Here is a 15721-nt window from a genome sequence, read left to right as displayed (position 1 = left end):
AGTCTGATGTGAGCCTTAGCGACTCACGAGGTTCACCCTACTGCGATAGGACAAAACCTACTATCGGTAAAAATCCCCAGTGGCCGAATGACGACACTGCGACGGCTTGCCCCTAAAGCGTTCACGGCTTTGGCAACACCGCTATGAAAACAACGAGCGACCGGCGAACATCCGTTCCATAACAGCGGAGGCCCTCCCATGATCACGCTCGACGCGACACACAAGCAACGAACTGCACCAACATCGGTAGCCAACGCCGATCGCTATGTCAGCCAATTTCTGCTGGGCCCGAGGTTCGTCGACACGCTGCGCGAGTGGCAACATTTTTCGGTGACGCAACACCTCAAGCTGACCGCACATCCGACCGTCAGCTGCACGCAGATTACTGCCGGCAGCCGCGAGTTAACGCTACTCGGACATCTGCTCGATCCGCTGAACCCCGACGCCGGCAACCGCGAAATTCTGCAAGACCTGCTGGATAATTTTCGAACCCACGAATCGCTCATGACCGCGACTAACCGTCTCGGCGGTCGTTGGTTATTAATTGCCGCAGACGAGCGCGACGTCTTTTTATTCCACGATGCACTGGGATTGCGCCAGGCATTCTACACCGACCCGGCACAAACAGGCGCGCTATGGGCAATGTCGCAACCGGGAATCGGCCGCGAGGTCTTGGAACTCGTCGTCGACGAATCGGCGAAGCAATACATGGATTCACAGACATTCCGCCGCACGTCCGAGTCGCGCTGGCCGGCGGCAGCGACGCCGTTCAAGGAGCTAAAACATCTCTTGCCGAATCACCGTCTCAATCTGCAAACCGGCAACGCCGAGCGCTACTGGCCGACAGCTCCGATCGAACGACTAACCGCGAAATCGGCGCTTGATCGATTCGGCATTCTTCTGACGGGAACGATTCGAGCGGCGGCGAACCGCTTCCCGTTGACGCTGGCGTTGACTGCCGGGCTCGATAGCCGCGTGGTGCTCGCGGCGGCTCGCGGAATCGTCGATCAAGTAGAAATCATTACCGTGCGCCAAGGAAAACTGTCCGATCGTCATCCGGATATCGACATCCCCGCGCGTCTTCTCAAAACACTGCGGCTGCCGCACGACATCATCCGCGCCGCGCCGACGATGACGCCGGAGTTTAGCTGGCAGTTCAAAAACAATGTTTACCTGGCGCACGATCATTACGGTCACGACGCCGAAGCGCTGCTGCAACGCTTCGGACGCAGCCGCGCGACATTGACCGGCAGCGGCGCCGAGGTCGGACGCTGCCCGTTCCGTGCGAAGTTGCCGCATGCCGACTACGTACATTTCACACCAGAGTTGCTGGCATGGCTCGAATATGGCTCGACCCAACCCTTCTTGGTACACCACTTCAGCGAATGGCTGGCCGATGCCGGCCGGCAAACGCATGTAAAGCTGCTCGATCTTTTCGAATGGGAACAAGACTACGGCAACTGGCTGGCAATGACCCAGCTCGAATTCGATATCGCATGGCGCGAGATCTTCACGCCCTACAACTGTCGTGAACTGTTCACCGTCCTGCTCGGCGTCGATGAGCGCTATCGCCGGGCACCGAACTATTCCTTGTTCCGCCGATTCATCGAACGCACTTGGCCGGAGCTATTAGGCGAACCGATCAACCCGCACTGCCGCACGACGCGCTTCGGCAAGACCGTCGCCAATCTGAAAGCGGTGGCACGTCATTGGTTGTTCGTTCGTAACAGCCGAGCGTAGTGGCTACAACCATGTCGGTGCTGTGCTAAATAATGCACATATCCTCATTACAACCGCCATCTGCAACACGCTGCTGTTGGTCAGCGCCGATAGGGGTCGCGCTTATGCTGCGAACCGTCGACTCATGCACGAGCGTTGCCACCGCTGCCCCGACCTGCAAATCCGGCGCATGACCAAACTTATGCCAACGGATTTTTCCGCAGCGATCCACAAGAATAAGACTGGGCGTTCCCTGCATCTGATAGGCCTGCATCGTCAGCGGGACGCCGTTCGGTTCGCCGGCGGCGTCGACACCGATGGCAAACGTCAGCCGGTATTCATGGATAAACGCCGCCAACGCCACCGGTGTCATGGCATCGTGATGCTCAAAAACGGTATGCAGACCGACCACGGCAACGTCGCTGCTGGGAAACTGTTCGGCAATGCGTTGCGCCTGCGGGATTCCATGCTGCACGCAGCCTGGGCACAGCATCTGAAAAGCATGGAGCACGATCACCTTGCCGCGTAGCCCGGCAAGCGTCAGATCTGTCTTGCTGTTGAACCACTGGCTCACTTGAAGCTCAGGCGCCGTTAAATTTTTCTCGTTCATCGTCAATCTCAACTCGATTCCATTTACAAGAGAGCCCGGCATCACCGACTGGGTGCCGGGCCGTCGCCGTATTACTTGAGCGCGGAAATGGGGGCGCCGAAGTTAATATGAAAGGGAATACCGTCGAGCACTAATGCCGGCACCGATTTAACGCCAACCGCTTCGGCATCCTTAATGCGATCTTTGCGCTCGCCAAGATGCACGTGCTCCACGGCATATTTGGAACCATCGATGGCGGAGGCGACTGTCTTCTCCGCTTCTAGGCAGACCGGGCAACCCGCGTGATAAAAAACGGCTTTCTGTGTCATTACATCTGTCCTCAGGGGTTTGTGTATGTGCGTGACATTGTCACCACGCCATTTTCCCGATCCGGCAACTACAAAAAAGCCGGCACTAATCGGTTACCCAAGAACGAAATGGTTCATCTTAGTGAAAGTAAAGGAGAATTATATTTACGGCGAGCGGCAGCAAGCGACCGTGCCGAGTACCGTCTTAACGAGACGGCGCGAACAGCTGAGCGACCGCGACCGGATTGGAAGGGAAGTAACAATGCAGATAACTGGCGATCAATCGACCCTGCCGAAAAACGGCTTCGCCGGCAGAGGTGTTGTGCAAGCGCTCGCCGCGCGCGATCGGCGTTAGCGGCGTGTCGATGATCGAGTGATGGAACGTGTGCGCCCGCAACACTCCGCCCGGCAATGACACCGATTGATAACCCAATCCTTGCAAGCGGGTTTGCATATGCGCGTGGCCCGCTAACAAGCCGACCATCGCCGCCCGCGCGCCAGCTTTGTCGGTGAGCGATTCGAGCAAATACAACAGCCCACCGCATTCGGCGTATATCGGTCTGCCGGCACGAAAATGTTGTTGCAGCGCCGCCTTCATACCGGTGTTGTTTTGTAACGTTGCCAGATGCAGCTCGGGATAACCGCCGGGCAAATATAGACTGTCGACCGCCGGCAACGCGGTATCGGTCAGCGGCGAAAAGAAAACGATCTCGGCGCCCATCGCACGCAGCAAATCGAGGTTGGCGGCGTAGATAAACGAGAACGCCGCATCACGCGCGACGCCGATGCGCACGCCAGCTAACGACTTGGGCGGCGCGGCAACATCACCGTCGACGAACTCGACCGCCGGCGGCAGCTCAGCCAAGCCAGTCTGCGCGATCGATATGGCACCGGCCGCAACCCGTGCGTCGAGATCGACGATCTCTTCCGCCTGCACCAATCCTAGATGTCGCCCCGGCAAAGTAAGCTGCGCGTCGCGCATGATCGGCCCGAAGTAACGCATGCCGGCCGGTATACCTTGTGCGATCATCTCGGCGTGGCGCGCGCTGGCAACGGTATTCGCCAATACGCCGGCAAACGGAAGACCGACACGCAAGTTGGCCAATCCGTAAGCAATAGCGCCGAGCGTCTGCGCGACGCCGGTGGCGTCGATCACCGCCGCCACCGGTACGTTCAACAATTGCGCGAGATCGGCGCACGACGGGCTGCCGTCGAACAACCCCATCACACCCTCGATCAAAACGATATCGGCGCTGCCAGCCGCGTCGTACAACAAGCGCCGACACTCGGCCTCACCCGCCATCCACAAATCGAGCTGATACGCCGGCGACCCGCTGCCGCGCTCGAGGATCATCGGATCGAGAAAATCCGGCCCCGCTTTGAACACACGCACGCGCCGACCTTGATCGCGGTGATAACGCGCGAGCGCCGCCGTGATCGTGGTCTTGCCGTGATTGGAACCGGGCGCACTCAGGAACAACGCCGGGCATCGCCGCGCCATGCTCAGAACTCCACGCCCTTCTGCGCTTTCACGCCTTGCTCCTGATACGGATGCTTCACCGGGCGGATGTCGCTGACGAGATCGGCGAGTTCGATCAGCTCGGCCGGCGCATGCCGACCGGTAACGACGATGTGCAGCATCTCGCGCCGCCCACCGAAGACCTTCAGCACTTCTTGCAGATCGAGGTACTGATACTTCAGGACAATATTGAGCTCGTCGAGGATCACCATGTCGTACGACGGATCGTTGATCATACGTACCGCTTCGGCCCAGCCCTTAGCCGCGGTACGCGTATCCGCTTCGCGATCCTGGGTGTTCCAGGTGTATCCTGCGCCGACCACATGGAAATCGCAATTTGGATGACCGCCGAGAATATTGCGCTCGGCGCTCTCCAGCGCACCTTTGATGAACTGGACGACGCCAAGCTTCATGCCGTGACCAAGCACGCGCATGCCCATACCGAACGCGGCCGACGATTTGCCCTTGCCGGTGCCGGTGTTGACGATCAGCAAGCCTTTTTCTTTCTGCGCCGCCGCCTTCTTTTTCTCGAAGCCTTCCTTGTGCTTCTGGGTCATGCGCTTGTGCGATTCGGTATCGGTCTTCATCAGTCGTCTCCTAGAGTCACTCCCCTCTCCCGCAAGGGGAGAGGGGAAAATTATTTCCAGTCTTTACCGGTCAATTGCGTCAACCGTTCGGCAACGCTGCCACGGTTCAAGTGGTAACCGATAAATACCAACTCGGACGACGCCGACGCCAGCGCGGCGTTATCGATTGTCGTCACCACTCTCGTACGCACCCCTTGCAACAACACGCGCTCGCCAGCCTTCGCACGAATAAAACCTTTGACGCGCAAGATCGGCTCCGCCTTCGCCGCGGCGACGACAGCTGCCTTCAAACGATCGGTCTCCTGCGGTTCAGTGCTACGCAACACGAACGACAACCAACCCGGATCCTGCTCATGAAAATGTTTGTGCGTTGTCAGCCCGTGCGCATGCGCGTTCAGACCGGAGTGCGAATGGCCGTCGAGCCGGCGCTGCTCGCGCAACGGCTGCGCATTAGCATCGGGCATCGGCGCCAACGGTAAGTAGCGAGCGCTCGTATCCGCCGTCGGTTGATGCAGACGCAGCCCGAGCGCCAACCGCGTATCGAGCCGCGCCTGATAGGCGAGTTCGATGAAACGTACGTTCGGCGCCAACCGACGCACGCGCGCCTCAGCCGCCAACAACGCCGCCTCGTCGAGTGTATCGATCTTGTTCAGAACGACGACGTCGGCGTATTCCAGCTGTTGCTCGAACAAGGTCGCCACCGAATCGGCGACCACGGCATTGGCGCCGTCGACGCGGTCGAACTCGTTCGCCAGTAACAATGGCGTGTCGACTACCGTCAACGTCGCGTCCAACACGAAATCGTTCGCCAGCTCAGGCGCCTGCAATCGCTCCATTACCGCACTCGGCAATGCCAAGCCCGACGTCTCGATCAACACGTGATCGAACTGCGCGCGCCGCGCGGCAATGGCGCGCAGCGTCGGCACGAACAGCGTGTCGTCGCCATAGGCGATCAAGCCGTAAGGAAAATCATGGATCTGAATCTCGGCGGCCGCGGCTGCACTTTTCCGCACCAGCGCGCCGTCGATCGACACTTCGCCGAATTCGTTGATCAACAGCGCTAACCGGCGCATCTGCCGATGTTTCACCAAACTCGTCAGCAATGTCGTTTTACCGGAACCGAGAAAGCCGGTAACGACGGTGACCGGAATCGGCCCGTTCACGCCGGAATGCCCCAGGCCTTGAGTTGCTGCAAAGCGGCGTCGAACGTCGACGTCAACGTCGGGTAAGCGAGCGTCGGCCGCCGTATTACCAACAATGGAATGCCGAGCGCATCGGCCGCGGCAACCTTAGCGGTAAAGCCGCCCTCCTCGCCGGAGTCCTTGGTCACGACGCAATCGATATGCCAATCGCGCCACAACGCCTCGTTGAACGCCGCGGAAAACGGACCTTGCATCGCACAAATATGATCGCGCGGCACGCCGAGATCGAGCGCGCGTTGAATAAATTCCGGTTCCGGCGTGATGCGCGTAAACCATTGGCGCTCGCCGGCACCGTCGGCTTTGACGAATGTCGCCAAGTCCTTGGAACCGCTCGCGAGAAAGATGCGCTTGCCGAGTTGCATGGCGCGTTGTGCCGCCTGCGCGACCGATTCGCACAACTCGCCGCTGGCGGCGATCAATGAGCTTGGCCGTTCATAACGCAAATACGGAATATTGAGCGTGCGCGAAAGCTGGATCAGCTGCTCCGACATTTGCGTCGCATACGGGTGGGTCGCGTCGACCAGCGCCCGCGCCTGGCCGTTGGTCAACGCCTGCCGGCGCGCTTCCATCCCTTGCCGACCCGACCAAACATGCACGCCCGGACAATGCTTGAGCGCGACTTCGCCGCCGTATTCCGTCGCGGTAGAAACGACTACCGGGCTGCCGCGCTCGGCGATGGCATTCGCCAACGCGTTGCCGTCGCTGGTGCCGGAGAACACCCACACCGCTTGTTGCGGCAACGATTCCGGCGCAACAACGTCGGCCGTCGCCGCCCAGTCGTTGTAGCCGCGCGGTGTAAAAATCCAACCGCGCTTACGTTGTGTAAAGCGATTGCCGATGACAATCGTCGTTAACATGTCGAACTGCAACCCGGGCAACTCTTCCAGCCGATGAATACTTATTTGTTGATCCGGACGATAGGCGTTGCGCACGACACCGCACAGCGTCGACGGCAGCTTGTGCTCCAGCATGATACGCAGAATGCGATACACACCCTCTTGGCGGCCAGCACTCTGCACGTTGTAGAACACGCAGGCGAGATCGGCCTGGGCGATATGGCGCGCGCGGTGCTCGATCCATTCCCACGGACACAGCAGATTGGACAAGCTCAGCGTGGCAAAATCGTGCGACAGCGGCGAACCGAGCAACGACGCACAGGAATTGGCCGAGGTAATACCCGGCACCACGTTAACCTCATAGGTGTCGTCCTCGCGCATCTCGTCGAACGCGAGCGCCGCCATGGCATAAATGCCGATATCGCCGCTCGATATCAACGCCACCTTGGCGCCGGCGCGTACCTTTTCGATCGCTAGCAATGCGCGCTCGCGCTCTTGGGTTAGCGGCGGCGAATGAATCTCCTTGCCTTCGACCCAGGGTTGAATCCAGCGCAGGTACAGCTCGTAGCCGACAATGACGTCGCTGCTACGCAATGCCGCTTCGGCGCGCGGGACGATGAGGTCGCTGTAACCGGGACCGACGGAAACTAGATTAAGAACACCTTGCATGTTTCAGACTCTATAGAAAGGTAACGACGCCACTGTTAACCCCCTCCCCCTCAGGGGGAGGGCTGGGGTGGGGGTGGGTTTAGCTCCGCCAAAATTTTTTCAAGTACAGCTTCTGTCGTCGTTAGGGCTTCGTTGTTGAAAAATCGGAGCACACGAAATCCGGCTCGCTGCAGCGCCTCGGTGCGAGCACAATCTGATACCACGTTCTCAACATGCTGTGATCCGTCCACTTCGACGACTAGCTTGTGCTCGAGACAGACAAAATCAAGAATGTAATTATCAAACGCGTGCTGTCGGCGGAATTTTACGCCCAGTTGTTTGTGGCGAAGACCGTACCAAAGCTTCCGCTCGGCATCGGTCATCTGTTTACGCAAGCGAATTGAGGAAGATTTGGCGAAAGTGTTAGATCGGCCGTGCATCTAAACCCACCCCCACCCCGGCCCTCCCCCTGAGGGGGAGGGAGATCCGCAGTTTTGCGAGGAGCTATCCATCAAGCACGGTCTTCCACCACGGCAACCGTCACACCATCCAACGCCATCTTCGCAACCAACAATTTCCCCCGCGGGCTCGCAATCAGCGCACACGGCTCACAGACGCCATCAACACCAACGTTCTTCTTCACCCACTCGGACGGCTGCGTCACCCACGCGCGCGCAGCGACGTCGTCGGTGGCGATCACGCGCAGCGGAATGCCTTGCTGCTGGCAAAACTCCCGCAATCCCGGCTCGTCCGCCTTGAGCGTGATGGTCGCCGCTTCTCTGATCTCGCTGATATCACGCGTCCCGAGCGCCTGTCGCACCGCTCGCTCGATCTGCTCGACCGTCGCCCCTTTACGACAACCAATGCCGACAACCAGCGGCTTCAGCGCTTCGGTCGCGGTCGTCACCACCGGCACCGCGCCGACGACGTTGGCGACCCGATAAGCAAGGTCGTTGCCACCGGCCTCATGACCGCCAAGCAAAGAAATCGCGTAGCGGCACGCTTCATCCAGCACCACCACCGCCGGATCGGAATGCTTATCGCTGATCAGCCCGTCGATAAAGCGCGACGCAATACCGGTGGTCATTACCAGCACCCATTTCGAGTACTGCGGAAACAGCGCTCTAAATTGCTCTCGCTGCGGCGCAGCGTTTTGCCACGGGCGGAAGACCGTGCCGCCGAGTCGCTCCTGCAAGATTCGTCCGACGTGCTCGGCATGCTCGCGTACTAGCCAAATGCCGAGCGACTCGGTCACGCCTCGACCTTCACACGCTTGGCCGGTTTGCGGAACTTGTGTTTGAAGTTGGCGGCATACAGGCTCGATTCCGTCGCCGCTTCGGTCGCCAAGACATCGCCGACGATCATCATGCTGGTCAGCTTCCACTTGCTGACTTTGGTTTCGCTCACGACTTTACCGAGCGTGCTGCGGAGCGAACGCTGATCCGGCCAGGTGGCACGATAAACCAGCGCGACCGGTGTCTTATCCGGATAGTGTTTGCGTAATTCGTCGACGATCTTCTTGAGATGCGGGCCGGACAGAAAAATACACAGGGTGGCGCCCGATTTGGCCAACTTACCCAGCGATTCTTTTTCCGGTACCGGCGAGGCGCGGCCGGAAACGCGCGTCAGAATAATCGTCTGCGACACGTTCGGCTTGGTCAGCTCGCTCGACAACACCGCGGCGGCAGCGGTGAACGACGACACGCCCGGCACGACTTCATATGAAACACCGAGCTTGTCTAACCGTCGCATCTGCTCGGCGGTCGCGCCGTAAATTGACGGATCGCCGGAATGAACGCGCGCCACGTCCCATTTCTTTTCGAGTGCGCGCCGATAACACGCTTCCTGCTCGTCGAGATTGAGCGCGGCGGTGTCGATAATCTCGGCGTTCTTGCGGCAGTAGCACAGCACCTGCGGCGGCACCAACGAGCCGGCGTAAAGCACCATGCGCGCACGTTTCAGAAGCTCGGCACCGCGAACGGTGATCAAATCGTGTGCGCCGGGGCCGGCGCCAATGAAATAAACTTTCATATGTGTCTTTTTTCTCGTGGTGTGCGACGAATCAACATCGTCGATAAGTAACCGAGCGAATCGTCCGCCGGCAGTTGTGTTAAATCGCCGCACAACACCTCGCCCGGCAGCCCGATGCGGGAGGCCAGCGCGCAATGTTGGGCAATACCCAAACGCCGCAGCAGATCGAGCACCCACGGCAACCGCTTGCCGACTTTCATCAGCACGACGATGTCGTGCGTCTCGATGTCGCGCTGCAAGGCGGACGGTTCATCAGGACACGGTAGAATTAGCACGCGTTCCTTACCCTCGCCGAGCGACCAACCCATCGCCGACGCAGCGGCAGCGTAACTCGTTACGCCGGGGAACGTCTTCTGCACTAACCCAGGCAACAAATCGCGCAACGCGGCGAGGATGTAACCATAGGTGGAATACGTCATCGAATCGCCGATCGTGAGGTAGGCGATGTTGCGCCCGGCTTTGAGCTCGGCGGCAAGTTGTTGCGCGAGCTCGGCGTAGTGCTCGCGCAAGACCGTGCGGTCCGGATCCATCGTGAATTCGATTTCACGGAAGCGTTGGTCGGGAATCGACAGACCGACCAAACATTGGCGCGCGACCGAGACTTCGGCCGAGCGCGCGCGTGGGATGTATATGGTATCGACGCGCTGCAGTGCTTCGAGCGCGGCGACCGGCAGATAACCTGCCGGGCCGGGGCCGACGCCAATGCCGAAAAATGTGCCGAGTGGATTCATGGAGTTCCGTGTAGGAACGCGTGGGCAGAAAAACACTGCCCACCCTACATTAGTTAAACGATCGCTAGATATAGACCTGTCGCCGCGATGGCGACGCCGACGGCGCGGAACAGCTGCTCTTGCACACGCCATTTGTTCAGCACCAGACCGAACGACATCCCGCTGACATGCAACAGTGTCGTCGCTAGCGCAAAACCGACACCATACTCCATCGCATCCATCGCCAGCGGCATCTCCGTCACGTGCGCATGGCCGTGCAGCACGGCAAACACGCCGACGAGCGCGGCGCTAACGGCGATCGGCAAACGCGTGGCCGCCGCGATCAAAATACCGAATACCACGACCGAGGCAAGAATGCCCTGCTCGACGAACGGAATGGATACGCCCGCCAGCGCCAACACACCGCCGAGCATCATCACACCGACGAACGCCGCCGGCACGATCCACATGGCGCGGCCGCGCAGCTGCGCCGCCCACAAACCGACCGCGACCATGGCCAACATGTGGTCCAGGCCTACGAACGGATGGCCGAAGCCGGCGTCGAAACTGTGCACATGCGCCACAGCGCTCGGATGAGCGAAGGCATATGCCGGTGCCAACAATGCCGCCAAGCTGGGCAGCAAAAACCGCATCGATAATTTACGCATCACATTTCTCCTCACATCATCTTCAAAAAAAGAAACGGGTCGCCCTATGACTTATTTATCAATTCCCTCCCCCGCTCGCGGGGGAGGGTTAGGGTGGGGGCAATTACGCCGCCTTACCCAAAGCAACGCCGTGCAAACCAAACAACCGCACCTCAATGCGCTGCGCGCGCGGTACGCGCTCGTGCATCGCCTTCGCAATCCGGTTTTCGACTTCACTCCACATCGCCGTCGCCTGCGGATGCGGCTTCATCAGCTCCATCACCGCTTCGACGGTATTCGCTTGCTCGATTTTTTCGACCAGCGCCGATTCGATACCGCAATCCGCCGCCACGCGCGCGACCGCGCCCATGGCCATCGCGCTCTTGCCCGAGTGCGTGTCCCACTCGCCGTTGAGCGTCTTGGCAAGCTTGCCGGGATGGCCAAGCATCCACAACGCCGGCAACGTCGCACCCGCTTCCGTCAGCACTTGCTGAGTAAAGTCCAACGACGTGCCGACGAAGTTCGAAATCTGCACGATCTGTTTATTCGCTAGCTGCAACACACCCTTGGCGAAGGCGGTGCCGATCTTGCCCGGCGTATACGCGACCTGCATTGCGCTGCCGCCGACGGCGACGCGGATATACACCTCGATCGAGGCGATATACGCCGCCATCGACATCGGCTCGACGATGCCGCTGGTACCGATAATCGAAATACCGCCGACGATACCCAGCCGCGGGTTGAACGTTTTCTTAGCGATCGTTTCGCCATCGATGCAGCCGATCTCCAGATCGAAACCGGGATTGGCGGCGCCATCGAGCATTTCTTCAACCGCCAGCTGCATCATCTGTCGCGGCACCGGATTGATCGCCGGCTCGCCGACCGGCACACGGATTCCCGGTTCAGTAACGGTGCCCACACCCTTGCCCGCTAGAAAGCGCACGTCGCCGCGACCGTTCGATCGCACCGTGGCGACGATCACTGCCTTATCGGTGTTATCCGGATCGTCGCCCGCATCCTTCACGACTTCGACCCGCACACCGCCGTCAACCTGCTCGACCCGCTGCACCGGCACCATAATATAGTGTGCGCCGTCCGGCAGGCTGACGGCGATCTCGGTCGCGGTCTCGCCGTGCAGCAACAATTGCAGGGCGGCTTTTACCCCCGCGGTCGCGCACGTGCCGGTCGTACGACCGCGACGCATCCCGTTGTCCGCCGGTCGCGCTAGGTCGAACGGCGCACGCGTCACAGCGTTTGCACCCCGGCGAGATAATTTTGCGCGCCGATCATCATCGCGTTGACCACCGACGCCGCCCACGGCGAACCGCCGCGGAAGCCGACGTTGGTTACGCGTGGCACTTGCAGGCAACGACGCAAATCGTCTTTCGATTCACGCGTGCCGACGAAGCCGACCGGTAGACCGATCACGAGCTGCGGCCGCCAGCCATGTTCGCGAATCAGGCGCGTGGCTTCCATGATTGCTGTCGGTGCATCGCCGATCGCCACGATCACGTCATTGCCGAATTTCTGCCAAGCACGGCGGATGCCAGCGGCCGAGCGGGTGATGCCACTCGCTTGCGCCAGCAAATGGGTTTCGCGATCGTGCACGCCACACCAGGTTTGCACGCCGAGCTGTTGCAACAAAGTGCGCTTCAATCCGGTTTCGACCATCGTCACGTCGGCGACAATGCGCCGACAACGCAACAACGCGCGCAGGCCGGTTTCGACCGCGCCCGGCGAGAAATAAATATCGTCGACGATACCGAAATCGCCGCTGGTGTGGACTAACCGTTGCAGTACCAACTTTTCGATCGGCGAGAACTTGGACCAATCGCGACCGGCGTCGATGATACGAAAGCTCTCGGCTTCGATCGGGTGCGGTTCGTAGGGTGCCCACCCGGATTCGCTACTGGGTTCCTCCCCGTTCAGGGGGGAGGATAGGTGGGGGGTGGGTTGCATCGATGCATTATCGTCCAACGAACCCACCCCCACCCTGTCCGTCCCCCTGAGGGGGAGGGAACCCACCTCGGATTCTTTTGCCAATAGACCACGCGATTTCAAATGATGTGCTTGCTGCGGGGCGCCGACTTGTTCTTCGAAGCCGACGATCTGCACACGATATTTGCAGAGCGAACAATTCATATGCGCGCGGCCGTCGATACTTTCTTGCGCACGTTCCAGAAATACATCGGCGACATCGGCATGCGCACCGAGATAGCCGGCCTTCAAGACATCGATCTCCGGTTGGCGCTCGTGCAGTGCGTCGGCGGCGGCATAGATGCGCTTCACTAACACGCCGTCGAACAGAAAATAGGGGAACACGATGATGCGCTGAAAACCCAACCGCGCCGCCGCTTGCACGCCGTCGGTCACCAACGGCTTGGCCGTGCCGGCATAACACACGAACGATGCGCCGAAGCCCATGCCCTCTTCCAGCATGCGCGCCAGCTTCGATACCTCGCCATTGGCGTCGGGATCCGACGTACCGCGACCGACGACGACCAAACAGGTGTCGGCCCGCTTAATCGTATGACTCGATTGCGCTTCGGCTTCGACGATGCGCTGCTGTGCCAAGCGCAACAACAACGGATGCACGTCCAGCGCCGCGCCGAAATGAAATCCGATCTGCGGAAAATCGCGCTTCAACACCGCAAGCTCACTCGGCATATCGTTCTTCGCGTGCGCCGCGGCGAACAACAACGCCGGCAACATCACCCCGCGCGTGGCGCCGGCATCGACCGTGGCTTTGATCGCTTGATCGATCGTCGGCGAGGCGAACTCCAAATAGCCGCAAGCAATTTGCCGCTGCGGGGCACGTGCGCGCATCAACGCTATTAAGGACTCGCATTCGCGCAATCCATCCGGGTCGCGGCTGCCGTGGGCGGCGACAATGATGCTGTAGTCCTGCAAAACGGCTTGTTTCATTAAGATGTCGACTCGTCCGAAAAACCGTAGGCCATCGGTCAGCGGGAGCTACGGCGCCTGCGTCTCAACCAACCCCGCCCGATTTACGGGAACGCGAGTGTAATCGCAAACCCGCCACCCCCAAAACGAGTTGGCGGCGGATACCATCGTGCGGGCGACCCGGGGACATCGACCAGGACAACTCGCCACCGGCACCCACCGGCGCCATGACACCACGACGTTGGCAAATGCCGCCATGCGTCACTCACCAACGACCCAGCGCCAAAACCGGTGGCTAATACAAACAACAGCTTGTCAGTATTTTCGCCGCAGCATAGACTGCGCCGGTAGTAACGCTTCAGGTACTCCATGGGCATTTTCCATGGGGGTGAAACGGGAAGTCGGTGCGCCGCAAGGCAATTCCGACGCTGCCCCCGCAACGGTAAACGAGTAAAACGCCAGCGGTACGCCACTGTGTGCGAACACGGGAAGGCGCCGGCAACGGGACCCGGAGGGGGACCGACTCGTGAGTCCGGAGACCGGCCCGAAGTGACTGCAGGTTCGGTATCGCGGAGGGCGATGCAGGCGGCTTGCTCTTCTCGCACCCGTCTCCCATCCTCCCCTATCCGTTTCTGCCGTTGGTATCCGTATTTTGGACTTTTAAGCATTGGACAACGCCCCAGAGGAGAACGCTCACATGTCGTCAACGCCGAACGCAATTAAAACCGAATCACACATCCAATCCGACGTTACAACGAACACGCTGTTGCCGGTGCTATTCGCCGCCGTCCTCGGCGCAACACTGCTCTGGGCCGCCGGCTTCTCCAGCGTCAGCCCGCTGCACAACGCTACCCACGACGCGCGTCACTCTGCTGCCTTTCCCTGTCATTAATTTGTTTGCCTGAGGTTTCTCATGTTCAACATGGCCGTATTCAAGAAAATCGTCGCCGTGGCTGCGCTAGCTGGCATTTTGGCGGGATTGCTATTGACCGCCGTGCAACGCGTGCAGGTGGTGCCGTTGATTCTTCAGGCCGAGGTATACGAACAAGCCGCCGAGGCGGCAAACGCCAGCCGCGACGCCACCGTGTCGGCGCACGAACACCATGCCGAAGCATGGGCACCGGCAGACGGTTGGGAACGCACGCTCTTCACCACCGGCGCCAATATCATTGTCGGCCTGTCCTTCGCACTGCTGCTGGCCGCCGCTATCGCGGTCTTCCGTAAAAAGACCGACTGGCGCATTGGCCTACTATGGGGTGCCGCCGCGTACGCGGTCTTCTTCGTTGCACCCTCGCTGGGTCTGCCGCCAGAAGTTCCGGGTACAGAAGCTGCCCAGCTCAGCGATCGCCAAGTCTGGTGGTTGATGACAACAGCATTCACCGCTACCGGCCTCGCCCTGCTGGTGTTCGCGCGTCACTGGGCTGCCAAGATCGGTGGTGCCCTGCTGCTCGGGGTGCCGCATCTGATCGGCGCACCGCAACCGCAAGTGCACAGCAGCTTGGCGCCGGAAGAGTTGGCACATTCGTTTGTTATCGCCTCGGCGATCGCCAACGCCGTGTTCTGGCTGGCGCTCGGTGGACTGCTCGGATTTTTCTACAAGAAGATCGGCTAAGAACGCTATCGCCCCCTCTCGAAGGGGGCGATTCGCCGATGTCGCCTACCTAAATAATTCGATATGAGAACGCATCGCAGGCACGTGCTCATGTGCACCGGCCCACGCTGCACCGAAGACGGCGTGCAGGCGGAGGCGATGTTCAAATATCTCGGCCAGCAAATCGACGCCCGCCCGCACCTGCAAGTTAAACGCACGCGCTCGCACTGTATGGTCGTGTGCAAGAACGGTCCCATTATCGTCGTCTACCCCGAAGGGGTTTGGTATCACCGAGTCGATGAAGCGGCAATACGGCGCATCGTCGTCGAGCATCTCGAAGACGGGCGCGAAGTCACCGACTATGTCTTCCATCGCTTAGGCGAAGGAGATGTTTGCCCCGCTCATGTCATCGCACCCGATTCCTAAATCG

17 protein-coding genes and 1 riboswitch are annotated in these 15721 nt (G+C 60.0%); of the genes, 4 read left to right on the top strand and 13 right to left on the bottom strand.

Going from position 1 to position 15721, the window contains the following annotated elements:
• Window positions 1–198 precede the first annotated feature (198 nt).
• Window positions 199–1740, top strand: coding sequence for a hypothetical protein (locus tag HY308_02770; GenBank protein MBI3897200.1), 1542 nt, complete (start codon window positions 199–201; stop codon window positions 1738–1740).
• A gap of 25 nt (window positions 1741–1765) precedes the next feature.
• On the opposite strand, the gene HY308_02765 is transcribed toward HY308_02770, so the two are convergent.
• The 13 genes from HY308_02765 to HY308_02705 form a co-directional block, all read right to left on the bottom strand.
• On the bottom strand, window positions 1766–2329 hold the full coding sequence (locus HY308_02765) for a redoxin domain-containing protein (GenBank protein MBI3897199.1): 564 nt from the start codon (window positions 2327–2329) through the stop codon (window positions 1766–1768).
• Window positions 2330–2400: 71 nt separating this feature from the next.
• On the bottom strand, window positions 2401–2637 hold the full coding sequence (locus HY308_02760) for a thioredoxin family protein (protein MBI3897198.1): 237 nt from the start codon (window positions 2635–2637) through the stop codon (window positions 2401–2403).
• Window positions 2638–2821: 184 nt separating this feature from the next.
• Complete coding sequence (locus tag HY308_02755) at window positions 2822–4117, bottom strand: cobyrinate a,c-diamide synthase (GenBank protein MBI3897197.1); 1296 nt, start codon at window positions 4115–4117, stop codon at window positions 2822–2824.
• Between the two features lie 2 nt (window positions 4118–4119).
• Entirely contained in the window at window positions 4120–4722 is a 603-nt protein-coding gene (gene cobO, locus HY308_02750) for a cob(I)yrinic acid a,c-diamide adenosyltransferase (protein ID MBI3897196.1), read from the bottom strand.
• 50 nt (window positions 4723–4772) lie between these two features.
• Complete coding sequence (locus HY308_02745) at window positions 4773–5885, bottom strand: GTP-binding protein (GenBank protein MBI3897195.1); 1113 nt, start codon at window positions 5883–5885, stop codon at window positions 4773–4775.
• The gene (gene cobJ, locus HY308_02740) at window positions 5882–7429 is read right to left on the bottom strand and encodes a precorrin-3B C(17)-methyltransferase (GenBank protein MBI3897194.1); all 1548 of its coding nucleotides are present in this window, start codon (window positions 7427–7429) and stop codon (window positions 5882–5884) included. The genes HY308_02745 and cobJ overlap by 4 nt, the downstream gene beginning before the upstream one ends.
• Before the next feature lie 50 nt (window positions 7430–7479).
• Complete coding sequence (locus HY308_02735) at window positions 7480–7848, bottom strand: endonuclease domain-containing protein (protein ID MBI3897193.1); 369 nt, start codon at window positions 7846–7848, stop codon at window positions 7480–7482.
• A 71-nt stretch (window positions 7849–7919) separates the two neighbouring features.
• Window positions 7920–8663, bottom strand: a complete 744-nt coding sequence (locus tag HY308_02730) for a cobalamin biosynthesis protein (protein ID MBI3897192.1) — start codon at window positions 8661–8663, stop codon at window positions 7920–7922.
• The gene (gene cobM, locus HY308_02725; GenBank protein ID MBI3897191.1) at window positions 8660–9439 is read right to left on the bottom strand and encodes a precorrin-4 C(11)-methyltransferase; all 780 of its coding nucleotides are present in this window, start codon (window positions 9437–9439) and stop codon (window positions 8660–8662) included. The genes HY308_02730 and cobM overlap by 4 nt, the downstream gene beginning before the upstream one ends.
• Complete coding sequence (gene cobI / locus HY308_02720; protein ID MBI3897190.1) at window positions 9436–10170, bottom strand: precorrin-2 C(20)-methyltransferase; 735 nt, start codon at window positions 10168–10170, stop codon at window positions 9436–9438. The genes cobM and cobI overlap by 4 nt, the downstream gene beginning before the upstream one ends.
• Before the next feature lie 53 nt (window positions 10171–10223).
• Window positions 10224–10817: a HupE/UreJ family protein gene (locus tag HY308_02715; protein MBI3897189.1), complete on the bottom strand. Its 594-nt coding sequence runs from the start codon at window positions 10815–10817 to the stop codon at window positions 10224–10226.
• A 103-nt stretch (window positions 10818–10920) separates the two neighbouring features.
• Entirely contained in the window at window positions 10921–12000 is a 1080-nt protein-coding gene (gene cbiD / locus HY308_02710) for a cobalamin biosynthesis protein CbiD (protein ID MBI3897188.1), read from the bottom strand.
• Window positions 12001–12041: 41 nt separating this feature from the next.
• On the bottom strand, window positions 12042–13721 hold the full coding sequence (locus HY308_02705; protein ID MBI3897187.1) for a precorrin-8X methylmutase: 1680 nt from the start codon (window positions 13719–13721) through the stop codon (window positions 12042–12044).
• Window positions 13722–14043: 322 nt separating this feature from the next.
• Window positions 14044–14263, top strand: a riboswitch (cobalamin riboswitch).
• Between the two features lie 134 nt (window positions 14264–14397).
• Here HY308_02705 and HY308_02700 point away from each other — a divergent pair.
• The 3 genes from HY308_02700 to HY308_02690 all read left to right on the top strand — a co-directional run bounded on the left by HY308_02700 (window position 14398) and on the right by HY308_02690 (window position 15717).
• Complete coding sequence (locus tag HY308_02700) at window positions 14398–14592, top strand: CbtB-domain containing protein (GenBank protein MBI3897186.1); 195 nt, start codon at window positions 14398–14400, stop codon at window positions 14590–14592.
• A gap of 21 nt (window positions 14593–14613) precedes the next feature.
• Window positions 14614–15312 (top strand): CbtA family protein, encoded by a 699-nt coding sequence (locus HY308_02695; GenBank protein ID MBI3897185.1) that lies wholly within the window; start codon window positions 14614–14616, stop codon window positions 15310–15312.
• 63 nt (window positions 15313–15375) lie between these two features.
• Window positions 15376–15717 (top strand): ferredoxin, encoded by a 342-nt coding sequence (locus tag HY308_02690; GenBank protein ID MBI3897184.1) that lies wholly within the window; start codon window positions 15376–15378, stop codon window positions 15715–15717.
• Window positions 15718–15721: the final 4 nt, after the last annotated feature.

The organism is Gammaproteobacteria bacterium, assembly GCA_016199745.1.
GTDB lineage: Bacteria > Pseudomonadota > Gammaproteobacteria > Acidiferrobacterales > Sulfurifustaceae > JACQFZ01.
This window is presented reverse-complemented; position numbering and strand designations above follow the sequence as displayed.